Origin of the sequence: Selenomonas sp. oral taxon 149 str. 67H29BP (assembly GCF_000146365.1) — a bacterium.
GTDB classification, from domain to species: domain Bacteria; phylum Bacillota; class Negativicutes; order Selenomonadales; family Selenomonadaceae; genus Centipeda; species Centipeda felix.
In genome coordinates, this window is record NZ_GL397087.1 from 1,074,427 (window position 1) to 1,098,596 (window position 24,170).

Genomic DNA, 24,170 nt, shown 5'->3' on the forward strand with positions numbered 1-24,170 from the left:
TTCAAAAGTTTGCGTAGCGCAGAGCGCTACGACACGAGCACAAGTACCCACGCGAGCAATGCGCCGAGGGCACCAACGCCCCAGAACGTATAGACCACGCGTGTTTCGCGCCAGCCGCCGAGCTCGAAGTGATGATGAATCGGACTCATGCGGAAGATCCGCTTGCCGCGCGTCTTGAACGATGCGACCTGCAGGATGACGGAGAGTGCCTCACAGACGAAGATGATGCCCACGATGGGCAGGAGTGCCTCCGTCCGCGAGAGAATCGCTATGCCTGCAAGCGCACCGCCGAGGGCGAGCGAGCCCGTGTCGCCCATAAAGATGCGTGCCGGATGATGATTATACCATAAAAAGCCGACGCATGCACCTATTATCGCGGCGGAAAACGCCATCAGGCTGCTGTCCGTCCCATAGAGGAGCATTGCATAAAAGAGTGCGGCGACCGCCACGGTTCCCGCCGCCAGACCATCGAGACCATCCGTCAGGTTGACTGCGTTCGACGTGCCCACGAGGACGAAGACGACGAGGACGTAGTACCATGCGCCGATATCGAGCGACGTTCCGAGGACGGGCACCCAGACGCTCGTATCATGCCCGAGGAGATGTCGCCCAATGAGGATGGTGACAAGGGCGATACCGAGCTGTCCGAGCAGCTTCTGATAGGCGCGCAGCCCGAGGTTGCGCTTCTTGACCACCTTGATGTAGTCGTCCGCAAAGCCGAGCAGGAAATGCCCGAGAAAGATGAAGAGCGCGAGCAGCGTCGTCACCGTGAGCGGTGCGAAGAGCAGCGTTGCCGCGGTCACGGCGAGCACGATCATCACGCCGCCCATCGTCGGCGTGCCGCTCTTCTGCTGATGGCTCGCGGGTCCCTCCTCGCGGATGCTCTGCCCGTATTTCAGGCGGTGCAGGAGCGGCAGAAAATACACACCGCTGAAGAGCACGATGGCGAGTGCCGTCACAGCGGACAGCAGGAGACGCAGCTGTGGGCTCAGGGATTCGAGGAGGGCTTCCATCAGTGCGCTCCCTCCCCCGTCAACGCAGCGATGATCTGCTCCATGCGCATCCCGCGCGAGCCCTTAAAGAGGACGGTGTCGCCGTCCATGAGATGGCTGCGCAGATAGGCCGCCGCATCGGCATGGGAGGCGGCATGATAACAGGCCGGGCAGCCTGCCGCCTCTGCTGCCTCATGCGTCCACTGCGCCTGTTTGCCATAGGTCACGACCATGGCAAACCCCAGCTCCGCCGCCCGTCTGCCCACGTCACGATGTGCCTTCTCCGCCGCTGCGCCGAGCTCGAGCATATCCCCGAGCACGGCAATGCGCCGCCCGGGGTAGAGTGCCGCTGTCGTCTCAAGTGACGCGCGCATCGAGGAGGGGCTGGCGTTGTAGGCGTCGTTGATCAGTGTCCACGCGCCGATCTGATGCACCTCATAGCGCATCTTCTCCGCCGTGAGGTGGGTCAGTCCCACCTGCATCTCCTGTGGCGTCATGCCGAGGACAAAGCCCGCCGCGAGCGCCGCCAGCGCGTTGCTGACATTATGCCGTCCCGGCAGAGGAATGGCGTATTCATGACGCTCGCCGTCCCATGTCACCATGAAGCGCGAGCCGTCTGCCATGCACTGCAGTGCCTCGGCACGCACATCCGCAGCAGCGGAAATGCCATACGTCATGACGCGCACCCCATCCGCCGCACTGCTGCGCATTGCCGCGACACGTGGGTCGTCAGCGTTGAGGATCACTGTGCCGCCGGCGGGAATCGCCGTCACCAGCTCCGCCTTTGCCTTGGCAATGTTCTCGATCGAGCCGAGGAGCTCCATGTGCACCTCGCATACATTCGTTACAATGCCGATCGAGGGTGCGGTGATCGGCGCGAGCGCTGCGATCTGCCCCATCCCACGCATCCCGATCTCAACGACCGCCGCCGTGTCCTCCGGCGTGATGCCGAGCAGGGTCAGCGGCAGGCCGACCTCATTGTTGTAGTTTGCCGCCGTACGGCAGACCTTGCCGCGCCCCGAGAGCACCGCCGCCGTGAGATCCTTCGTCGTAGTCTTGCCGTTCGAGCCCGTAATCGCAACGACGGGGATGTCGAACTTCATGCGCCATGCGTGCGCGATGTCCTGATAGGCGCGGAGCGTATCCTCTGCCACGAGGACGCCGCCGCGCGCCGTATCGAGCGCCGTCAGTGCGGTCGCAGGTGTCTTCTGATCGACGAGAACCGCCGCTGCACCGCGTTCAAGTGCCTCTGCCGCAAACGCCGTGCCGTCAAAGTGCTCCCCGCGCAGCGCGACAAAGAGATCGCCCGCCACGACCTTGCGTGTGTCCGTCGTAATGGGCAGAACCGTATCCCCTGCGACGCCCCCACGACGAACAGACGCACCCGTTGCCGTGCAAATCTCGTCCCATGTCAGTCCGTTTCTCATGCCCTGCTCCTTATCGCCTCACGCGCCTGCTCTCGGTCGTCGAAGTGAATCGTTCCGTCCTTTAGAATCTGATAGGTCTCATGTCCCTTGCCGAGGATGACAACCGTATCCCCCGCCTGTGCGCGCCCTATGGCATGGAAGATCGCCGTACGGCGGTCCACGATCTTTTCGTACGGTTTATCCCCAATCACAGGGAGCACGCCGCGCTCCACCTCATCCACAATCGCGGTGGGATCTTCCGTGCGCGGATTGTCCGAGGTCAGAATGGCGATATCCGCCATCTCCGCACCGATACGTCCCATGATGGGGCGTTTCGTCCGATCACGGTCGCCGCCGCAGCCAAAGACGGCGATGATGTGCCCCTTCGTCACCGCGCGTGCCGTGCGCAGGACGTTCTCCATCCCGTCCGGTGTATGCGCATAGTCCACGATCACAGCGAAATCCTGCCCCTCGCGCACGAGCTCAAACCGTCCCGGCACACCCGTAAACGCCGTGAGTGCGGCGGCAATATCCGTCGCTGCCACTTGCTCGGCGAGGCTCGCACCGACGGCAGCGAGCACATTGTGCACGTTGAACAGCCCCGTGATACCCGTATGCAGGTGAAAGAGGCGTTTCCCGCCATGCATCAGCGTCAGCTCCATGCCGTCGCACGCGAGCTGCACATCCTGTGCCGTCAGATCGGCCGGATGGTCAACGCCATAGGTGATGATCGGGCAGCGCGTATAGGCGCGCATCGTCTCGGATGCCGCATCGTCAGCGTTCAACACTGCCGTCTTGCCCTCCTTCGCACCGGGGGCGGACACGAGCTCAAAGAGATGCGCCTTGGCGCGCGCATAGTTCTCCATGGTTTTATGGAAGTCAAGATGATCTTGCGTCAGATTCGTAAAGACCGCCGTATCGAACTCAATTCCTGCCACGCGCCCGAGTGCAAGCGCATGAGAGGATACCTCCATGACGACCGTATCCATGCCGCGCGTGCGCATTTCGGCAAGCATCTGCTGAAGCACGATGATGTCAGGCGTCGTATTCGACGTCGGCAGTACCTCGTCCTCGATCATCGCCTGGATCGTCCCGATCAGCCCGACACGATGCCCCGCATGGCGCAGGATGGCGCGCACGAGATAGCTCGTCGTCGTCTTACCGTTCGTCCCCGTGATGCCGACGACACGCATGACACGCGCCGGGTAATCATAGAAGAACGGGACGATCGTGTCCAACGCCTTCTCCAAATTCAGCACGTAGAGGACGGCGACCCCTGCGGGAACATCCACCGAGGCCCGCTCTGTCAAAACAGCGCGGGCTCCTGCCCGCGCCACATCCGGTATGAAGCTGTGTGCGTCGATGTGCGCGCCGACGATGCAGGCAAAGAGTGTGCCCTCCCTCGCCCTGCGCGAATCACGCTCAATGGACGTAATCTCCGTCTGCGCATCCCCCACGATGCGCGCTCCCGGCAGGAGTGCGGCGAGTTCCTCCAAACGCTTCGTCATAGAACCTCATTCCCCTTCATGCGAAAAATACGTATTGCGCGGCACACGCATTCCGAGCCGGTCGACAGCAATCGACTCGATGCGCGACGGCGATTTCAGCTGAGCGATCTCGATCTTGAGCCGCTCGTTCTCCTGCTCCAGTTGGTCTGCTTTCTGGCGCGTCTCGAGGAGGGTGTAGCCGCTCTGTGCACCGATGCCGCCGAGCAGCGTCACCACCATGGCGCCGAATGCGATGAGGAAGAAAATGGCGCGCAGGCAGTTCCGCAGATTCGTATTCAGTTCATGACGAATCAGCGGTTCCTTCGGGGGCTCCATCATCTCCGTCGGAGCCGACGCGGGCTCATGACTGAGATACTCTTCTTTCTGCGCCAACATGTGCGCTCCCTCCTATCGCTTGATCTTTTCTGCCACACGCAGCTTTGCACTGCGCGCGCGCGTATTCACACGGCACTCGGCGGCACTCGCCGCACGCGCCTTACCGATGAGCCGCACCTCGGGCGTATGCCCGCAGACACAGATCGGCGTATGCGGCGGACAGATGCAGCCCTGTGCCAGCCGCCGCAGTGTATTCTTTACGATGCGATCCTCGAGGGAGTGAAAGGTGATGACCGCGAGCCGTCCCCCTATCCTCAGGGCATCTACGGCAGCTGTCAGCGCCCCCTCCAAAATCCCGAGTTCATCGTTGACCTCAATGCGGAGTGCCTGAAACACTCGCTTGGCGGGATGTCCGCCGCGCGCGCGCACCTCCTTCGGTACAGCGCGGTCAATCACGGCAACGAGGTCTCCTGTCGTCGTGATGGGATGCGTCTGGCGCTCCTTTTCAATAAAGGAAGCAATGCGCTTTGCCCAGCGTTCCTCTCCATAGGTGTAGAAAATCTCCGTGAGCCGCTCCGCCGTATAGGTATTGACCACATCGTACGCACTGCGCCGCGCTCTCTGATCCATGCGCATATCGAGCGGTGCGTCCTGCATATAGGAGAAGCCGCGCTCCGGCGTATCGATCTGCGGCGACGACACGCCGAGGTCAAAGAGCGCGCCGTCCACGGAGGAAACGCCCTCTGCCGCGAGGATCGCGGTGAGATGGCGAAAGTTATCCCGCACGAGGGAGACCTGACAGCGGACATCCGCCAGCCGCTCACGCGCGGCGGCAATCGCCGTCTCGTCCTGATCGATGCCGATCAGGCGGCCCTGCTCCGACAGCTGCGCGGCAATACGCTGTGCATGCCCCGCGCCGCCGAGCGTCGCATCCACATAGATGCCGCCGGGGACGACGTTCAGCGCGGCCACTACCTCCTCCGGCAGGACGCTCACATGGTGAAATTCTGTCATATCGTAATCCCGTAGCCCGCCAGCTGCGTCGAGATCTCCGTGATGTTCGGATCGACCTCACCTGCATAGCGTGCCCACTTCTCCTTCGCCCAGACCTCGATGCGCGTATCCGCGCCCGTGAGGATCACATCCTGCTTCAGCCCGATGTCCGCATAGTCACGCAGATTGGCAGGCACGAGGAAGCGCCCCTGTTTATCACATTCGAGCGTCCGCGCCCCCGCGATAAAAAAGCGCACAAAAGCGCGTGCATTCGGATCGGCAATCGAGAGCGTCCGCAGCTTCGCCGTGAACTCATCCCACGCCGCCTGAGGAAAGAGAAACAGACTGCCGTCAAGGCCCTTGGTGATGATGAACGAGACTCCGAGTTCCTGTCGAAAATCGGCAGGCAGGATGACGCGGCCCTTGGCATCAATGCTGTGGGTATACTCCCCCATGAACATCCGGCCGCACCACCTTTCAGGATCCTATCGCCACTATATGACACAATTCACCACAATTCACCACTTTTATCTACAGTTATAGCAAAAACGAGCTTTTTTTTCAAGAAAACACACATTCGGTTTTCTTGGTATACAATGGATGAAATCTTCTGTAAGCCCTAATATACAAGACTTTCTTTCCATTTCTCGGAGATGAGACAAACATAAAAAAGGACTTACCTCCTACTGGAAGCAAGTCCTTTTTATGCTGTCGTTCAAACGAGATCGTGTGCGATCATGTACTCTGCGATCTGGAGTGCATTGAGTGCCGCGCCCTTGCGGATCTGGTCGCCGCAGATCCAGAAATTCAGCGTATTCTCCTGCGACTCATCGTAACGCAGACGGCCGATCTCCACATCATACTTGTTCGAGGTGAAGAGCGGCATCGGATACTCCTGCTCTGCGGGGTTGTCGCGCAGGATGATGCCCGGAAACGCCGCAATCGCCGCACGCGCCGCCTCAAGCGTCACCTTGTCCTCAAACTCGACGTTGACGGACTCGGCGTGGCTGCGGTAGACGGGTACGCGCACCGTCGTCGCCGTGATGCGCATACGGTCGTCGCTCATGATCTTCTTTGTCTCGTCGATCATCTTCATTTCCTCTTTGGTGTAGAGGTTGTCCTTGAAGACGTCGATCTGCGGGATGAGGTTGAACGCGATCTGATAATGCTTCGGCAGTTTGCCGACGGGCAGAACCTTTGCCACGGGCTCTTTGCCGGAGGCGAGGGCTGCCACCTGCTCCTCGAGCTCCGCCATGCCCTCCTTGCCCGCACCGGAGACCGCCTGATAGGTCGACACGACGATGCGGCGGATCTTCGCGATATCGTAGAGCGGCTTCAGCCCCATGACCATGATGATGGTCGAGCAGTTCGGGTTCGCGATGATGCCTTTATGCGCCTCGATGGCCTCGGGGTTGACCTCGGGAACGACGAGCGGCACCTCCGGGTCCATGCGGAAGGCACTCGAGTTGTCGATGACGATCGCCCCTGCCTTGACGGCGTGGGGAGCAAACTCCTTGCTTGCCGCACCGCCCGCAAAGAGCGCGATGTCAATTCCCTCAAAGGAGTCCGGCGTCGTCTCCTGCACCGTGTACTCCTTGCCCATAAACGCGATTTTCTTCCCTGCGGAGCGGCTGGACGCGAGCAGCCGCAGCTCCGAGAACGGGAACTTTCGCTCCTCGATGAGTGTCAGGAATTCCTGTCCGACCGCGCCCGTTGCGCCGAGTATTGCGACACGATATTTCTTCATATTCTTCCCCTTACAGCAGCTTATCCAATCCGACCGTGAGCGACGTGAGTGAGCGCACCTTCTTCGCGGCGAGCACGACGCCCGGCATGAACGACTCACGGTTGATCGAGTCGTGGCGGATCGTGAGGGTCTGCCCGAGCCCGCCGAAGATGACCTCCTGATGTGCGACATAGCCCGGCAGGCGTACGCTGTGGATGTGCATGCCCTCAAAGTCCGCGCCGCGCGCACCGTCGAGCGTCTCCTTCTCGCAAGGATGCCCCTGCTCATGCGCCTCGCGCACCTCGGCGATCATCTCCGCCGTCCGCACGGCTGTGCCTGAGGGTGCATCGAGCTTGTTGTCGTGGTGCAGTTCGATGATCTCCACCTCGGGCATGTATTTCGCCGCCATGCGGCTCATCAGCATCATCAGCACCGCGCCGATGGCAAAGTTCGGTGCGATAAACGCCGGCGTATCATTCTTCTCTGCCGCTGCCTTGATCTCCCGCTGCTGCTCCTCCGAGATGCCCGTCGTCCCAACCACGGGTGACACTTTATGCGTGAGTGCCAGCAGCACATTCTGATAGACGACATCGGGGCGTGTGAAGTCGATCATCACGTCCGGATGCAGGCGGTCGAGTGCTGCCGCGAGGTCGGTCTCCACGAGCACGCCGTTCTTCGTCAGCCCTGCAAGTTCCCCACTGTCTGCTCCCTCAGAGACATCCACCGCACCGACAAGCGTCAGCTCCGGATCCTCGATCACGGCTTTCAGCACTGCGCGTCCCATGCGTCCGCAGGCACCATTGACCAAAACATTTGTCAAGGCAATCCCCTCCTATGTTATCATCTGTCCTATTCTATCGCAGAGAATCCACCGCTGTCAAGGAATACACTCATACCTCCCGTATATGCTCAAACTGCTCTCGATACTGCTGCAGGAGTGCCGGCCGGACAAAATCGAGTGCCGCAGGATCATCGACAGTTGCAAGTGCCGCACGCCGCGCGAGGAGAAGCAAATCCATGTCAGCGAGCACGTCGGCGATCTTCAAATCGCCCAGCCCATGCTGCATCGCCCCGAAGAACTGCCCCGGGCCACGCAGCCGCAGATCCTCCTCCGCCAGACGAAAGCCGTCGCTCGTCTCCTCAATCACGCGCAGCCGCTCCGCCCCTGCTACCTGCCGCCCCGCAATGAGGATGCAGTAGGACGCATCACTGCCGCGCCCCACACGGCCACGCAGCTGATGCAGCTGTGCCAGCCCGAACCGCTCCGCGTGCTCGACCACGAGAACCGTCGCGTTCGGCACATTAACGCCCACCTCGATCACGGTCGTCGCCACGAGCAGCTTGATCTCCCCTGCGTAAAAGCCGCGCATCACCGCCTCCTTATCTGCTGCCTTCAGGCGTCCATGGACAAGCCCGCAGCGGATGCCGCAAAAAGAGCCGCGTGAGAGTTCCGCGTAAACCTCCTCTGCCGACGGCAGATCGCTCTCCTCGTTTGCCTCGATGAGGGGACAGACGACATACGCCTGCCGCCCACGCTCGATCTCGCGGCGGACGAAGGCGTAGATCTTCGCCCGCGCCGTCTCATCGCGCAGGAATGTACGGATGGGCTGTCGTCCCGGCGGCAGATGCTCGATGCGCGAGACATCCAGATCGCCGTAGACCGTCAGCGTCATCGTACGCGGGATTGGCGTCGCCGTCATGACGAGGACATCGGGCACGACGCCGCTCTTTTTTTCGAGCGCGGAGCGCTGTGCCACGCCGAAACGATGCTGCTCATCCGTCACCACGAGTCCGAGGCTGTCAAACGCCACCCCTTCCTGAATCAGCGCGTGCGTTCCGATGATGATGTCGATCTCATGTGCGGCGAGAGCGGACAGCACCTCCGTATGCTCCTTCTTTGTGAGCCGCCCCGAGAGGAAGCCCACGCGGATGCCGAGCGGCGTCAGGAGCTCCCGCAGGCCGTCATAGTGCTGGCGCGCAAGAATCTCCGTTGGTGCCATCAGCGCGCCCTGACAGCCGCTCTCCACTGTCTTGACGAGGGCAAGGAGCGCAATCGCCGTCTTGCCCGAGCCAACGTCCCCCTGTACGAGGCGGCGCATGGGCAGCGGAGCCTCCATATCGCGCGAGATCTCCGCCCAGACCTTCTCCTGATCCTCGGTCAGGGCAAAGGGAAGCGCATCGCGTACACGCGCAATGAGCGCACCGTTCGCCCGGTGGGCAATCCCCTCCTCGTGCTCCGCCGTCTGCTTTTTGAGCGCGAGCAGCCCGCACTGGATGAGGTAGAGCTCCTCAAAGGCGAGCCGCCGCCGTGCCGCTGCGAGCTCCTCCGTATCCTTTGGAAAGTGAATCTGACGAAATGCCGCTGCGCGCCCAATCAGATGATACTCCGCCCGAATCTGCTCCGGCAGAGTCTCCATCAGCGCCTCGCCCGCATGTGCGAGCACATCCGCCGTCATCTGCCGCAGCTGTTTCTGGGTCAGACCCTCCGTCGCCGCATAGACCGGCAGAATACCGAGATGCGCCGTGGCGTCCTCCTGCGATCCGAGCAAAGCAAAGGATGTGACGGGCGAGAATGCCATCTGCCCGCCTCCGCCATAGGCATAATCCACCTTCCCCGTGAGGAGAATGCGCTGTCCTGCGCGCAGCTTACCTTTCAAAAAGCGCTGATTGAACCAGACCGCCTGCGCATACCCTGTCCCATCACCAACGAGGGCCGTAAGGACGGTAAAGCCGCGTCGCCGCGTCTGCCGCTCCACCACCTGCTGAATCACGCCGTGCACGGTCGCGCGCGTCCCTGCCGCGAGATCCATGATGCGCGTGATGCGGCTCTGATCCTCATAGGCACGCGGATAGAACGTCAGGAGGTCGTACACCGTCCGTACGCCGAGCCGCGCCAAGAGAGCCGCCTTCTTGACGCCGACGCCGCGCACGGCATTCACACTGTCCGTCAGATTCACGCGCTTCCTCCATTCTTTCAAAAAAGGCTGCCGCATTTCTGCGGCAGCCTCCATTTATATCTAAGAAATCATCAGAGCTGAGGGCCTGCGGCGACAAGCGCATCTGCGTCCTCGTTGCCTGCATACTTACCAAAGTTCTTGATGAAGCGTGCGGCCAGATCCTTTGCCTTCTCATCCCACTCCACGCGGCTTGCATAGGTGTCGCGCGGGTCGAGAATCTTCGGATCGACGCCCGGCAGCTCCGTCGGGATCTCGAAGTCGAAGTACGGGAGCTTCTTCGTCGGCGCACTGTCAATCGCACCGTTCTGGATTGCGTGGATGATGCCGCGCGTATCCTGAATGGAGATGCGCTTGCCCGTACCGTTCCACCCCGTATTGACGAGGTAAGCACACGAGCCGTGCTCCTGCATCTTGCGGACGAGCTCATGTGCATACTTTGCCGGATGGAGTTCGAGGAACGCCTGTCCAAAGCACGCGGAGAACGTCGGGGTCGGCTCGGTGATGCCGCGCTCCGTGCCCGCGAGTTTCGACGTGAAGCCCGAGAGGAAGTAGTACTTCGTCTGCTCCGGCGTCAGGATCGAGACGGGCGGCAGCACGCCGAATGCGTCGGCAGAGAGGAAGATGACGTGCTTTGCATGAGGACCCGCTGACTTCTTCGCGACCTTGCCCAGCACGATGTGCTCGATGTGATCAATCGGATAGGAGACGCGCGTATTCTCGGTCACGGTCTTATCCGCAAAGTCCACATGTCCAGCGAGATCAACCGTCACATTCTCAAGAAGAGCGTTGCGGCGGATGGCGTTGTAGATGTCCGGCTCTGCCTTGGGATCAAGGTTGATGACCTTTGCATAGCAGCCGCCCTCATAGTTGAAGATTCCCTCATCATCCCAGCCATGCTCATCATCGCCAATCAGCAGGCACTCGGGATCCGTCGAGAGCGTCGTCTTGCCTGTACCGGAGAGGCCGAAGAACAGCGTCGTATTCTCGCCATTCATATCCGTATTTGCCGAGCAGTGCATGGAGGCGATGCCCTTCAGCGGGAGATAGTAGTTCATCATCGAGAACATACCCTTTTTCATCTCGCCGCCATACCACGTATTGACGATGATCTGCTCACGGCTCGTGAGGTTGAACATGACCGCCGTCTCGGAGTTCAGGCCAAGATCGCCGAAGTGCATGACGCGCGCCTTTGCCGCATTGTAGACCACGAAATCGGGCTTGAAGTTCTCGAGCTCCTCTGCCGTCGGACGAATGAACATATTCGTCACGAAATGCGCCTGCCAAGGCACTTCGACGATGAAGCGGACGGCCATGCGGGTATTTTCGTTGGCACCACAGAACGCATCAACAACGAAAAGGCGCTTGTTGCAGAGTTCGCGGATGGCAATTTCACGAACAGAGTTCCACGCTTTCTGTGAGGCGCGATGGTTGTCGTTCTTGTAGGCGTCGGATGTCCACCACACTGTATCGTGCGATGTCTCGTCATCCACGATGTATTTGTCCTTCGGCGAACGTCCCGTATAGATGCCCGTCATGACGTTGACGGCATCCTTCATATTCGTGACCTGTCCGCGCTCATAGCCCTCGAGATCAGGGCGCAGTTCCTCGCGGAACAGTTGATCGTAGTCTGGATTGTGGACAATCTCCGTCGTCCCCGTGATACCATATTGTGTCAGATCAATTGTTGCCATAGTTACCTCTTCCTTCCAAAAGATTGGCGTCATGGATGCGGGATGAGTGATTTTTTCTCTCATCTCACACTCTGTCACAATTCTACATAAATACGAAAAACCCTCTTTTATTGTGAAAAAATTCCGCGATTCAAGGAATCGCTGATAAAACAGTCCCTTGGATTGGTGCAGATTTTTTGTCCTGTCAAGAAGACAAACCGGACGCATAGCCAAAGCTATGTGGAGGATTCTAGGGCACAGACAGGGCGAAAAAGATATACTAAGACGGCGGTGCTGAGTTTATCAGTGCTTCCTCAAACTCTACGTGCAAAGTCCAGCACGGTGTCGCGCATCCCGTCCTTTTCGCAGACCTCCTCATGACGGACAGGTGCCGTACGCAGTGCGGCAAGGCGCGGCGGAATCGGCATACCGCTGCGCTCATGCAGGCACTCCATCTGAGCGAAGTCATCCCGTGTCTCTACATCCACACCGATCGCATGCAGGACACTCGTGCCGAATTTATATGGGCTTGCGGTGGAGAGCACGATCATCGGGCGCAGATCGCCCGTCTCACGGCGATAGCTCTCTGCCGTACGATAGGCAACCGCTGTGTGCGGGTCAAGTGTATACCGCGTATGCTCGTAGACCTGACGTATCTCCTCTGTCGTCTCTCCATCGTCTGCAAATCCCGCCCAGAAATTCTCGTGAAGCGCAGGAAGAATCATGCTCGCGTCGTACACGCTCTCCTCCGCGAGCGACCTTATCCACGCGGCGACCTGCGCCGTGTCCTCTGTCAGATGATAGAGCAGGCGCTCGAGATTGCTCGATATGAGGATGTCCATAGACGGCGACATCGTCTGATGGAAGGGGCGGCGGCGATCATAGATGCCGCGACGCAGGAAATCCGTGAGCACATTGTTCTCGTTTGATGCACAGACGAGTTTGCCCACGGGCAGTCCCATGCGCTTTGCATAGTAACCTGCGAGGATGTTGCCGAAGTTCCCCGTCGGCACGGTGAAGTTCACAGCGTCGCCTGCCTGAATCTTCTGCGCCGCGAGGAGATCGGCGTAGGCGCTAAAGTAGTAGACGATCTGCGGCACGAGCCGCCCCCAGTTGATAGAATTCGCTGAGGAGAGCTTGGTATGGGCGGCGGCGAGCTCCGCTGCCATCGCCGCATCGCCGAAGATCTCCTTCACGCCGCGCTGGGCATCGTCAAAGTTGCCGCGCACGGCCATGACGCGGACATTGTCTCCCGCCTGCGTCACCATCTGAAGTCGCTGGATGGGGCTGACGCCGCCGTCGGGGTAGAACACCATGATGCGGATTCCCTCGGCATCAGCAAAACCTTCGAGTGCCGCCTTGCCCGTATCGCCCGAGGTGGCGACAAGGATGAGAATCGTGTCCTTCTCTCCCTGTTTCACGCGCGCCATGCTCATCAGCTGCGGGAGAAGCTGGAGTGCCATGTCCTTGAAGGCGCTCGTCGGGCCATGCCAGAGTTCGAGCACCTCGAGATCACCGACCGACGTCACAGGGGCACGGCGCACATCGTCAAACGTCTGCCCATAGGCGCGGCGCACGCAGCCCTCGATTTCCTCCTCCGTATAGTCTGTCAAAAAAAGGCGCAGGATGTGTACGGCACGCTCCTCGTATGAGAGGCTCGCCAGTTCCTCGATGGCGGAAAGCGGCATCTGCGGGAATGACGCAGGCACAAACAGCCCGCCGTCCGAGGCAAGCCCCTTGAGAATCGCCGCAGCAGAGGAAACACGCTCCGCGCCTCCGCGCGTGCTGAAGTAATCCATTGTATACATCCTTTCATTTGGGCATTGCCCTGCATCTGTGCTATACTATGATTCGTGTTTTGGGCGATGTTGTCGTGCTTAGGGAAGCACTGATAAATTCGGTACAACCATCTTGACGCATCTTTTTTGCCCGCACTTCGGCGGAAAATCCTCCACAGAGCACCACTCTGCGTCCGGTTTTCCACCTCGTTCGGACGAAAAAATCTACGCCAATCTGGCAGACCTCATTTTATCAGTGATTCCTTAGCGTGCGAGATGTGCCGTCTGTGCCTCGGCCGCACGAATGAGATCGGCGGGCAGGAGCGAGAGCTGCTCGCCACGCCGCCCCGCGCTCACACAAATGCGCTCCTGCTGCATCATGCTGTCATCGCAGTAGACGGGATAGCTTTTCTTCGCGCCGAGCGGAGAACATCCGCCGCGCACGTAGCCCGTGAGGTCAAAGACTTCCTTCAGATGCACCATCTCCGCGCGCTTGTTGCCGCTTGCGGCGGCGGCAGCCTTCAGGTCAAGCTCCCCCGCGCCCGGGATGACCGCCATGAACACGCCCATGCGGTCACCGCGCACCACGAGCGTCTTATAGATGCGCTCGGGCGGGATGCCTGTCACCTCCGCGACGTGATTCGCCGAGAGATCGTTCTCATCGACGGGATAGGTCAGCAGGTCATAGTCGATGCCGAGCCTGTCCAGAATCCGTGCCGCATTCGTCTTTTGTACTTTCTTTTTTGCCATTTCACTCACCGTGTCTGATTATACCATTGTGGGGGAAGAAAAATCAATTTGAAAGGAAGAATCCAATGAAAATTGCACTGATCTCAATGGAGATTATCCCCGGTCGCCCGGATCTCAACGCCGTGGCCATGGCGGAACGCATCCGTGAGGCGAAGGACGCACACGCTGAGCTCGCCCTCTTCCCTGCGCTCAGCCTCTCAGGCCTCTTTCTCGGCAGTGTATGGAAGCAGCCGTCCTTCGTGCGTGACTGCACGGCCTACGCCGAGGAGATCGCCGCTGCAGCGGACGGCATCACCGTCATTTTCGGCAATGTCGCTGCTGGCGGAGAGGGCTGCTGCGGGCTCTCGCGCACCCTCCTGCACGCACGCGACGGCGTCCTGCGCGAGGTTGCACGCCGTCCGCTCCACGGTGCGGGCACGCGTTTCTCCCCGCTCCTCTATGAGCTGCCGGGAGAGCATGTGATCCTCGCCGCCGACGCCAGTCCCTTCCCGCTCTGCTTTGAGGCACGCACCCTCGCCAAGACGGCACAGGAACAGCGTGCTGTGCTCCTCTACGTCAACACGCTCGGCCTTCAGGACAAGGGCAAGACCGTCTACACCTTTGCGGGCAGTGCACAGGCATTCCGCGCGGACGGTGCGCGTGCCCTCATCACGCCCGCCTACAAGGACGGCGTGACCATCGTCGACACGGCAGTACTCCCCGCCCCTGCCGACAGACCCGCAGAGCCTGCCATCGCGCCCATCTACCGCACGCTCCGCTACGCCGTACGGAAATTCCTCGCGCGCATCTACATGAAGCGCGTCGTCATTGGTATCTCAGGCGGCATCGACTCCGCTGTTTCCGCCGCACTCTACGTCGATGCCATCGGCGCGGAGAACGTCCTGCTTGTCAACATGCCGAGCAAGTTCAACTCCGCGACGACGAAAGGGCTTGCCGCCCAGCTCGCAAAGAATCTTGGCTGTCGCCACATGATCGTTCCCATCGAGGAGAGCATCTCATACACGGCAAAACAGCTCAGCGAGATCCCCATCGAGGGGGCAGCTGCGGCTCCCGGTGAACATCTGACGATCTCCTCCTTCGTCCGTGAGAATATGCAGGCACGCAACCGCAGCGGTCGTGTCCTCGGGACGATCGCCGCCGCATGGGGCGCCGGCTTTACCTGCAACGGGAACAAGGCGGAGACCACCGTCGGCTATGCGACCCTCTACGGTGACCTCGCGGGCTTCCTCTGTGCGCTCGCCGATCTCTGGAAATATCAGGTCTATGACCTCGCACGCTACCTGAACGAACACGTCTACGGACGCGAGACCATCCCACAGAGCATCATCGACATCGTGCCGAGTGCGGAGCTCTCCGACGCGCAAAACGTGGACGAAGGCAAGGGCGACCCCATCCACTATCCGTATCACGACTACCTCTTCCGTGCCTTCGTCGAGGCGGATCGGAATCCCGAGGACATCCTCACACACTATGCGGACGACGACCTCGAGGCCTATATTGGCTGCGAAAAGGGACTCGTCAAGACCTACTTCCCCACGGCAGAGGACTTCATCGCCGACCTCGAACGCTGGTGGAGGCTCTATACGGGCATGGCAGTCGCAAAGCGCATCCAGTCACCGCCGCTGCTGTCCGTCAGCGGGCGTGCCTACGGCAGTGACCATCCCGAGTCCCAGATTGGCGCGTACGAGACGATTCGCTACCGCGCACTCAAAGAGAAACTGCTCCAGAAATAAAACAAAACGGATCTTATCGCCCCTGTGAATTTTCACGGGGCGTTTTTTCATAAAACAATTTTGAATTGAGAAATTTTCTCATTTACAAGATTCAATTTTTGTGCTATTCTCAATACAAATGAAAGGATGGTGCAAATATGCACGCAAAAAAATTATTCCCACGATTCCTGCTCACCCTCGCACTCGCCATGATGGCACTGGTCGCCGTCGGCTGCGGCGGAGGAGGCACAGGCGGCGACAAGGCAGCCGACACGAAGAAAACCGTGACGGTCACAACCTCATTTTTACAGGATATGACAAAGCAGCTCGCGGGCGACTATGTGAACATCGAGCTGATTATCCCCGCAGGTGAGGATCCGCATCTCTACGTCGCGCAGCCCACCGACCTTGAGAAGATCAAGAAGGCGGATCTCCTCCTCTACCACGGCCTGCACTTCGAGGGCAAGATGGCAGAGGTGCTTGAGAAGAAAGGCGTCGCGGTCACGAAGAACTTTGCGGACGCGAACATCAACTACATGGAGGAGGACGGCAAGAAGATCGTCGATCCGCATTTCTGGTTCGATGTCGCGCTCTACAAGCAGGCAACGGAAGCGGCGGCAGCCGAACTCATTAAGCTCGTTCCGGCACACGAGAAGGAAATTCAGGAGAATTTGAAGAAGTATCTTGCAGACCTCGACGCGCTTGATGCCGAGATCACACAGAAGATCGCACAGATTCCCGAGGGGCAGCGCAACCTCGTCACGCCGCACGATGCGTTCAACTACTTCTCCCACCGCTACCACGTGAATGTCATCGCGCCGCAGGGGGTCAGCACGGACTCCGAGGTCGCGAATGCCGACATCGAGAAGACGGCAAATTACATTGTCGAGCACAAGGTCAAGGCGGTATTCGCCGAGAGTACGACGAACCCCGAGCGCATGAAGAAGCTGCAGGAGGTCTGCAGGACGAAGGGCTTCGACGTGGAGATCGTCGGCGGCGAGGGCAATGAACTCTTCTCCGACTCGCTTGCACCCGAGGGACAGAAGGGCGACACCTATATCACGATGTACCGCAGCAACATCGATCTGATTGTTTCACATTTGAAGTAGCAGAAAAATGTTCGCTGTCAGATGTTATGAACAAACGGAAACGTAACCATACGACACTCCTAAGCAAACCCTAGTGGAGCAAGCGGAAGCGAGTGTGCGACCCGCCCCCTGCGGATTTCTTTCGTTCAAGCGCAGCGCGTTTAAGAAGTCCGCAGGTATTTAGGCGGACGAGCACACGACCGCTTGCGTAACGAGGCGTTTGCGTGGAGTTCGTACGTATAAAGAAACCATACAGAAGAGGCGCAGAATGGAAGGAACGAACAGCGTGATCCACGTCGAAGACCTTACAATGGCATACCGTGAGACGCCCGTGCTCTGGGACATCGACCTCGATGTGCCGGAGTGCGTACGCTGTGCGATCGTAGGGCCGAACGGCGCGGGCAAATCCACCCTGCTGAAGGGGATCCTCGGGCTCCTTAAGCCCGTCTCGGGTGCGGTGCTGCTCTGGGGAAAGCCGCTCTCTGCCGTGCACAAACAGATCGCCTATGTGCCGCAGCGCGGCTCGGTACACTGGGACTTCCCGACGACGGTCTTCGATGTCGTGCTCATGGGGCGATATGCGCATCTGGGACTTGTGCGCCGCCCCGGCAAGGAGGATCGCGCTCTGGCGATGGACGCGCTCGATAAAATGAAGATGGCAGACTTCGCCGACCGTCAGATCTCGGAGCTGTCGGGCGGGCAGAAGCAGCGCGTCTTCATCGCACGCGCACTCGCACAGGACGCACAGCTCTACATCATGGACGAGCCGCTTGCAGGCGTTGACGAGACGACGGAACGCATCATCATGGACAAGTTCATGGATTTACAAAAAGAAAAGCGCACCGTCATCGCCGTCCACCACGATCTCAGCACGCTCGATGCCTATTTCGACTATCTCGTCGTGCTGAACCGCACGGTAAAGGCATCGGGCTATCTCGCAGGCATCGATAAGGAGGCGGCACTCGCGCGCGCCTACCGCGTGAAGGAGTGAGCGATGGACATTCTGACGAACTACACCTTTCAGATCGTCGCGCTCGGCAGCGTTCTCCTCGCCGTCGCCGCCGCCCCTGTCGGCGCATTCAGCGTCTACAAGGGGCAGAGCCTCATCGGCGATGCAATCGGGCACTCGACCTTCCCCGGCATCATCCTTGCCTACATGGCATTCGCGACGCGCAGCCCCGTCATCCTCCTCGCGGGAGCAATTCTGGCAGGTGCGGCAAGCTACGCGCTCATCCAGCTCGCGCACAGGGACAAGCGTCTGGGGCTCGATGCAAACCTCGCAATCTTCCTCTCGGGCTTCTTCGGCCTTGGTATGGCACTCAAGAGTTTTATCCAAGGAAATCCAGACTACGTGGGTGCGTCACAGGCGGGGCTCGGGACGTACATCTTCGGACAGGCGGCGTACATGCTTGAGGCGGATGTCCTGCTGATCGCCGCCGTTTCCGCCCTCGTGCTGACGCTCCTGCTGCTCTTTTACAAGGAGCTGAAACTCTTCGTCTTTGACGCGGAGTATGCCGAGGTCGTCGGACTGCCCTGCCGACTGCTGAACCTCCTCCTGCTCGTCATGACGATTGCCGTCATCGGCATCGGGATCAAGGCGGTCGGCGCAATCCTCATCAGTTCCTTTCTCATTATCCCCTGCGTTGCCGCAAATCAGTGGTCGAACAACTTTGCACGCGTGCTCCTGTTGAGCAGCCTCATCGGTGCGGTCTCCGCACTCGTCGGAACGTACATCAGCACGCTCGAACAGGGCATGTCGACAGGGCCGTCCATCATCCTCGTCGCCTCGCTGATCGCCTTTTTTTCCATTGTTTTCGGAACAAAGGGCATCCTCGGCAGAGTCTTGAAACGGAGGCGCACACATGGATGATGCACTGCTCGTACTTCTGCTGACGGCGGCAGCGTGCGCACCGCTCGGCGTATTCCTCATCCTGCGCCGTCTCTCCATGATGGCAGACGCAATCAGTCACACCGTCCTGCTCGGCATCGTGCTCGCTTTCTTCGTAACGCATGACCTCGGTTCGCCGTGGCTGCTCTTCGGTGCGGCACTCATGGGCGTTGTCACAGTGTCCCTCGTCGAGCTGCTCGGCAAGACACGCCTTGTCAAATACGACGATGCAATCGGTGTCATCTTTCCCCTGCTCTTTGCGCTCGCCGTCATTCTCATCAGCAAATATGCGGGGAATGCCCACCTCGATACCGATATGGTGCTCATGGGCGAAGTTATCTATGCGGGGCTGAACACGGTCGGGATCGGCGGCGTGGAGATTCCCGCTGCCGCGCTCAAGATGGGCGGGCTCGCCCTCCTGATTGCAGCGTTTATTATTGTGTTCTACAAGGAGCTCAAGGTCTCCGCGTTTGACGGCGAATACGCACGGCTCATCGGCGTGCCGACGGGCATCCTCTTCTACGCCTTTATGTCGCTCACCTCGCTCACAACGGTCGCGGCATTCGACGCGGTCGGTGCGATTCTCGTCATCTCGTTTTTCATCGCCCCCGGTGCGGCGGCTCTGCTCTTTACAAAGCATCTGTCGCACACGCTTCTCCTCGCCCTCCTCGTCAGCATGGCAAACTCCGCGCTCGGCTACGCACTTGCCGTGCATATGAACGCCTCGATTGCAGGACTCTGCGCGGTCATAAATATGCTTGTCTACCTGCTTGCCCTGCTCATGGGGCCGAAAGGGGCAGTCACGACTTACATCCGCCGCAAAAGAAGTATGCAGCAGATGCAGCGCGACCTCTTCCTGCTCCACATCGGCAGACACACGGCAGAACGCGTTGAGAGTGCAGAAAACCACGCGAACGAGATCGGCGATCATCTGAAATGGGATGCGTCGAAGGTGCGCCGCGTCAGCCGCGAGCTGATCGATCAGCACCTCCTCCATCGCGCGGGCAGCTACTATCTGCTGACCGATGCGGGGGCGGCGGCGTACAAGGCGCTCTGCGAACGATATTTCATCTAAGGAATCACTGATAAATTCAGCACCATCATCTTGACGCATCTTTTTTGCCCGTACTTCGGCGGAAAATCCTCCACAGAGCACCACTCTGCGTCCGGTTTTCCACCTTGTTCGGACGAAAAATCTACGCCAATCTGACGGGCTTCATTTTATCAGTGATTCCCTAAGACAATGCCGCCGATATGACGAACCGCCGGAGACCATCCATACGCAAAAAGCGCAGGAAATCGCTTTCCTGCGCTTTCTAGTCCAACGGATAAAAGGAAACACGGATATCCACTCAGCACCGGCATCTTAGTACATCTCTTTGCCCGCACTTCGGCGGAAATCTAGTGCAGAGCATCACTCCGCATTTGGTTTTCCTCCCTGTCGGACAAAACATTTACACCAATCTGAAGGACTGTTTTATCTGTACTCCCTAAAATGAGAGAGGAATGTTTTTCGTCTTTTACCGTATAAAATATCCTGCGCCCGACTCGAAGATCATCTGATTCATCTCGCCGGGGACATTCATGCCAATATTGGGTCCAATGCGCTCGGCATGCGCCATGCGCCCGTAGATGCGGCCGTCGGGACTCGTAATGCCCTCGATGGCGTTGACAGAGCCATTCGGATTGTACGGCTGATCGAGCGTTGGATCGCCCTTCTCGTTCACGTACTGTGTGGCGATCTGACCACGCACACGCAGTGCTGCCACCGTATGTCCATCCGCATAGAAGCGCCCCTCTCCATGGGACACCGCCAGTGTATGCGTATCACCGACATTGACCCCCGAGAGCCACGGCGAGAGATTCGACGCGACGCGCACGCGCACGGTCTGCGAAACATGCCGCCCGATGTTGTTGTACGTCAGAGTCGGCGTATTCTCGTCGAGATCCGTGATCTCGCCGTAGGGCAAAAGGCCGAGCTTCAGGAGTGCCTGAAAGCCGTTGCATATCCCGAGGATCAAACCATCGTGATCGTGCAGGAGTCGATGCACCGCCTCGGCAATCTGCGGAGCGCGGAACATCGCCGCGATGAACTTGCCCGTCCCGTCAGGTTCATCGCCGCCGCTGAAGCCGCCCGGCAGCATGAGGATCTGCGCGCGCTTGATCGTCTCCGCCATCACCGTCACGGTCTCCTCGACCGCCTGTGGCGTAAGGTTGCGCACGACCATGATCTCAGGTTTTGCGCCGACGCGCTCCCATGCGCGCGCCGAATCGTACTCGCAGTTCGTCCCCGGAAACACGGGGATGCAGACACGCGGTTTTGCAATCTTGAGCGAGCTGCCCTTATGCTTCCCCTTCGTATAGGGAGCAAAGGTCGGGCGATCGATCTGGCGATGCGTGTGCGACACCGTCGTCGGGAAGATCTTTTCGAGAGGCTCGGTGTACGCTGCCTTGACATCGGCGAGCACAACGGTATCGAGATCCGTGATGATGCTCGGCACGTCGCGTGTGACACCGATCTCGACTGCCCCCATGCCCGCAAGGTTCGCATTGAGGTCGAACGAAGATGCCACCTCGAGCAGGATCGTTCCATAGAGCGGCTTAAAGAGATCATCCTGCGGAATATAGGTCGTAAACTTAAAGCCGAGGTTGTTGCCGAGACACATCTTCGAGAGTGCCGCCGCAACGCCGCCGCGGCCGATGCTCTGCGCGGAGAACACCTTCTGCCCGTGGATCAGCTCATGCACCTTCGCAAAGTTCTTGCGCAGACGCTCAAAGATAGGAAGATCCTGCATATCACGCGGAACAGGAATCATGATAACACGGTTGCCGGGGTATTTGAACTCCGGCGAGAGCACCTCATCTGCAGGCACTGTCGCCACCGCAAAGGCGACGAGCGTCGGCGGAACATTCAGCTGCTCGAACGTGCCGGACATCGAGTCCTTGCCGCCGATGGCAGGAATCCCGAGCTCATGCTGGGCACGCAGCGCGCCGAGGAGCGCCGCAAAGGGCTTGCCCCACTTATTTGGGTCCGTGCCGAGCCGCTCAAAGTACTCCTGCAGCGTCAGCCGCACCCGATCCGCTCTGCCGCCGACAGCGACAATCTTCGCCACGGCCTCGACGACGGCATACGCCGCGCCATGGAATGGGCTCCACGTTGAGAGATCAGGATCAAAGCCAAACGCCATCGCCGATGCCGTATTCGTTGTGCCATGGCGCACGGGAATCTTCGCAACCATCGCCTCCGACGGCGTGAGCTGGTACTTTCCACCGAACGGCATGAGCACGGAGGCTGCGCCCACCGTCCCGTCGAACCGCTCACCGAGCCCCTTCTGACTGCACACATTGAGGTCACGCAGATTCGCAAGCCACATGGCCTCAAGCGAGCGTCCTGCCTTGCGCACGAGCGGCGGAACCTGCTGCAGATACGGCGCCTGCTCGTTCGGGGCTGCCACAGCAACGCGGACGTGCTGGCGCACGCCGTTCGTCGCGAGGAAGCTGCGCGCGATGCGCACGATGTCCTTGCCGCGCCACTGCATCACGAGACGCGGTTCCTTCGTCACTACGGCGACGCGCGTCGCCTCGAGGTTCTCTGCATCTGCGTGCCGCAGGAAGGCGGGCACATCCTGCGGAGCGAGCACGACCGCCATGCGCTCCTGCGACTCGGAGATCGCGAGCTCCGTACCGTCCAGCCCCTCATATTTCTTCGGAACGGCATCGAGATCAATCGTCAGCCCATCCGCGAGCTCACCGATGGCCACGGCGACCCCGCCTGCACCGAAGTCGTTGCATCGCTTGATCAGGCAGCTGACCTCAGGATTGCGGAACAGTCGCTGCAGCTTTCGCTCCGTCGGCGGGTTGCCCTTCTGCACCTCGGCGCCCGAGGTCGTCAGCGACTGCTCCGTATGCTGCTTCGATGAGCCGGTCGCACCGCCGATGCCGTCACGTCCCGTGCGTCCGCCGAGCAGGATAATGACATCGCCGGGCACGGGGCGCTCACGCACGACCTGTGCAGCAGGCGCAGCCCCGATGACCGCGCCGATCTCCATACGCTTGGCGAGATAGCCCTTGTGGTAGATTTCGCGCACCTGTCCCGTCGCAAGGCCGATCTGGTTGCCGTAGGAGCTATAGCCCTCGGCAGCACCAAGCGTAATCTTCTTCTGCGGGAGCTTTCCGGGCAGCGTCTCCTCTATCGGCGTGCGCGGGTCGGCTGCTCCGGTCACGCGCATGGCCTGATAGACATAGGAACGCCCCGAGAGCGGATCGCGGATCGCACCGCCAAGACAGGTCGCCGCACCGCCGAACGGCTCGATCTCCGTCGGGTGATTGTGCGTCTCGTTCTTGAACATGAGGAGCCAGTCCTCATTCTTCCCGTTGACATCCACGGTAATATGGATGCTGCACGCGTTGATCTCCTCCGACACATCGAGATCGTCCAGCTTGCCCTCCGCGCGCAGTGCCTTCATCCCGATCACGGCAAGATCCATCAGCGTCATATCGCGCTTTTTATTCGTGTAGAGCGCCTTGCGGTCGTCGGTGTACTTCTGATACGTCTCCATGATCGGCAGGGAGAAAAAGCCATTCTCGATGGTTACTGCATCGATCGCCGTGGTAAACGTCGTATGACGGCAGTGATCCGACCAGTACGTATCGATGACGCGCAGCTCCGTGATCGTCGGTGCGCGGCGTTCCGTCGTGCGGAAGTACTCCTGCACAAAAGCGAGATCCTCCTCGCTCATGGCAAAGCCGTGGGCAGCGTGAAAACGTGCCAGCTCCTCGCGCGAAAGTGCGTTGAACTGCGTCAGCACCTCCACATCCCCCGGCATCGCAGGCTGCACCTCGAGCGTCGCCGGCGTGGCGAGCGACGCCTCACGGCTCTCCACGCGGTTGATGAGATATGCCTTGATCTTTTCAACGATGAGATCGCTGATCCTGCCGATGAGCACAATAACGCGTGCCGTGCGCACCGTGGGACGCTCCCCCTGCGTCACGAGCTGCACGCACTCCGCAGCCGCCGCAGCCGTCGGGTCGAACTGCCCCGGCAGCGGCTCGATGGCAAAGATCTTCGCATCGGCGAAAAAGGGCAGTGCATCCTCATAGACGGTGTCAACCGGTGGATCGGCAAAGACGATGTCGCGAACCTGCTCGAACTCCTCGTCGCTCAGGCCCTCCACATCGTAGCGCGTAATCATGCGTACCGCGCGCAGGTCGGTCAGACGGAACGTCTCCACAAGATCACTGCAAAGGCGTTGTGCCGGAACGTCAAAAAAGCCCTGACGCTTTTCGACGAAGATTCGCTTGACGGCCATAAGAATCTCCCTTCTTCCATGTGGTCTACACTTCTATTCTAACGAAATTCTGCACATTTTGCAATGACGGATTCATGC

18 protein-coding genes and 1 pseudogene are annotated in these 24,170 nt (G+C 59.7%); 6 read left to right on the forward strand and 13 right to left on the reverse strand.

The window, feature by feature from the left end:
* Positions 1-26 precede the first annotated feature (26 nt).
* From mraY to pckA, 10 genes are all read right to left on the reverse strand, one after another.
* Positions 27-1,013, reverse strand: a complete 987-nt coding sequence (gene mraY / locus HMPREF9166_RS05045; RefSeq protein WP_009442982.1) for a phospho-N-acetylmuramoyl-pentapeptide-transferase — start codon at positions 1,011-1,013, stop codon at positions 27-29.
* Complete coding sequence (gene murF / locus HMPREF9166_RS05050; protein WP_009442983.1) at positions 1,013-2,419, reverse strand: UDP-N-acetylmuramoyl-tripeptide--D-alanyl-D-alanine ligase; 1,407 nt, start codon at positions 2,417-2,419, stop codon at positions 1,013-1,015. The genes mraY and murF overlap by 1 nt, the downstream gene beginning before the upstream one ends.
* Positions 2,416-3,906: a UDP-N-acetylmuramoyl-L-alanyl-D-glutamate--2,6-diaminopimelate ligase gene (locus HMPREF9166_RS05055; protein ID WP_009442984.1), complete on the reverse strand. Its 1,491-nt coding sequence runs from the start codon at positions 3,904-3,906 to the stop codon at positions 2,416-2,418. Before HMPREF9166_RS05055 ends, murF begins: the two co-directional genes overlap by 4 nt.
* Before the next feature lie 6 nt (positions 3,907-3,912).
* Entirely contained in the window at positions 3,913-4,281 is a 369-nt protein-coding gene (locus HMPREF9166_RS05060) for a cell division protein FtsL (RefSeq protein WP_009442985.1), read from the reverse strand.
* Between the two features lie 12 nt (positions 4,282-4,293).
* Entirely contained in the window at positions 4,294-5,235 is a 942-nt protein-coding gene (rsmH, locus tag HMPREF9166_RS05065) for a 16S rRNA (cytosine(1402)-N(4))-methyltransferase RsmH (RefSeq protein ID WP_009442986.1), read from the reverse strand.
* The gene (gene mraZ, locus HMPREF9166_RS05070) at positions 5,232-5,675 is read right to left on the reverse strand and encodes a division/cell wall cluster transcriptional repressor MraZ (protein ID WP_009442987.1); all 444 of its coding nucleotides are present in this window, start codon (positions 5,673-5,675) and stop codon (positions 5,232-5,234) included. The genes rsmH and mraZ overlap by 4 nt, the downstream gene beginning before the upstream one ends.
* Positions 5,676-5,929: 254 nt before the next feature.
* Positions 5,930-6,961 carry an aspartate-semialdehyde dehydrogenase gene (locus HMPREF9166_RS05075; RefSeq protein WP_009442988.1) on the reverse strand — a complete coding sequence of 344 codons (1,032 nt, stop codon included), beginning with the start codon at positions 6,959-6,961 and terminating at the stop codon, positions 5,930-5,932.
* Positions 6,962-6,971: 10 nt separating this feature from the next.
* Positions 6,972-7,760 (reverse strand): 4-hydroxy-tetrahydrodipicolinate reductase, encoded by a 789-nt coding sequence (gene dapB / locus HMPREF9166_RS05080; RefSeq protein ID WP_009442989.1) that lies wholly within the window; start codon positions 7,758-7,760, stop codon positions 6,972-6,974.
* Between the two features lie 70 nt (positions 7,761-7,830).
* Positions 7,831-9,951 carry an ATP-dependent DNA helicase RecG gene (gene recG, locus HMPREF9166_RS05085; protein WP_009442990.1) on the reverse strand — a complete coding sequence of 707 codons (2,121 nt, stop codon included), beginning with the start codon at positions 9,949-9,951 and terminating at the stop codon, positions 7,831-7,833.
* 17 nt (positions 9,952-9,968) lie between these two features.
* Entirely contained in the window at positions 9,969-11,588 is a 1,620-nt protein-coding gene (gene pckA / locus HMPREF9166_RS05090) for a phosphoenolpyruvate carboxykinase (ATP) (protein WP_039981059.1), read from the reverse strand.
* Between the two features lie 162 nt (positions 11,589-11,750).
* On the opposite strand from pckA, the pseudogene HMPREF9166_RS12910 reads away from it, so the two are divergent.
* Positions 11,751-11,882, forward strand: a pseudogene (locus HMPREF9166_RS12910) (secretion protein HlyD); the annotation flags it as partial.
* Here the strand turns inward: HMPREF9166_RS12910 and thrC are convergent.
* Positions 11,882-13,375 carry a threonine synthase gene (thrC, locus tag HMPREF9166_RS05095; protein ID WP_009442992.1) on the reverse strand — a complete coding sequence of 498 codons (1,494 nt, stop codon included), beginning with the start codon at positions 13,373-13,375 and terminating at the stop codon, positions 11,882-11,884. The pseudogene HMPREF9166_RS12910 and the gene thrC overlap by 1 nt on opposite strands.
* A gap of 234 nt (positions 13,376-13,609) precedes the next feature.
* A complete protein-coding gene (ybaK, locus tag HMPREF9166_RS05100) occupies positions 13,610-14,095 on the reverse strand; it encodes a Cys-tRNA(Pro) deacylase (protein ID WP_039981064.1) in 486 nt (161 codons plus the stop codon).
* 65 nt (positions 14,096-14,160) lie between these two features.
* Between ybaK and nadE the strand changes: the two genes are divergently transcribed.
* The 5 genes from nadE (at position 14,161) to HMPREF9166_RS05125 (ending at position 19,858) form a co-directional block, all read left to right on the forward strand.
* Complete coding sequence (gene nadE / locus HMPREF9166_RS05105) at positions 14,161-15,828, forward strand: NAD(+) synthase (protein WP_009442995.1); 1,668 nt, start codon at positions 14,161-14,163, stop codon at positions 15,826-15,828.
* Positions 15,829-15,965: 137 nt separating this feature from the next.
* Positions 15,966-16,916 carry a metal ABC transporter solute-binding protein, Zn/Mn family gene (locus tag HMPREF9166_RS05110; RefSeq protein WP_009442996.1) on the forward strand — a complete coding sequence of 317 codons (951 nt, stop codon included), beginning with the start codon at positions 15,966-15,968 and terminating at the stop codon, positions 16,914-16,916.
* A 247-nt stretch (positions 16,917-17,163) separates the two neighbouring features.
* Positions 17,164-17,886, forward strand: a complete 723-nt coding sequence (locus HMPREF9166_RS05115) for a metal ABC transporter ATP-binding protein (protein ID WP_009442997.1) — start codon at positions 17,164-17,166, stop codon at positions 17,884-17,886.
* Between the two features lie 3 nt (positions 17,887-17,889).
* Complete coding sequence (locus HMPREF9166_RS05120) at positions 17,890-18,765, forward strand: metal ABC transporter permease (RefSeq protein ID WP_009442998.1); 876 nt, start codon at positions 17,890-17,892, stop codon at positions 18,763-18,765.
* The gene (locus HMPREF9166_RS05125; protein ID WP_009442999.1) at positions 18,758-19,858 is read left to right on the forward strand and encodes a metal ABC transporter permease; all 1,101 of its coding nucleotides are present in this window, start codon (positions 18,758-18,760) and stop codon (positions 19,856-19,858) included. Before HMPREF9166_RS05120 ends, HMPREF9166_RS05125 begins: the two co-directional genes overlap by 8 nt.
* A 445-nt stretch (positions 19,859-20,303) precedes the next feature.
* Here HMPREF9166_RS05125 and HMPREF9166_RS05130 read toward each other — a convergent pair whose 3' ends face one another.
* Complete coding sequence (locus HMPREF9166_RS05130; protein WP_009443000.1) at positions 20,304-24,092, reverse strand: phosphoribosylformylglycinamidine synthase; 3,789 nt, start codon at positions 24,090-24,092, stop codon at positions 20,304-20,306.
* Positions 24,093-24,170: the final 78 nt, after the last annotated feature.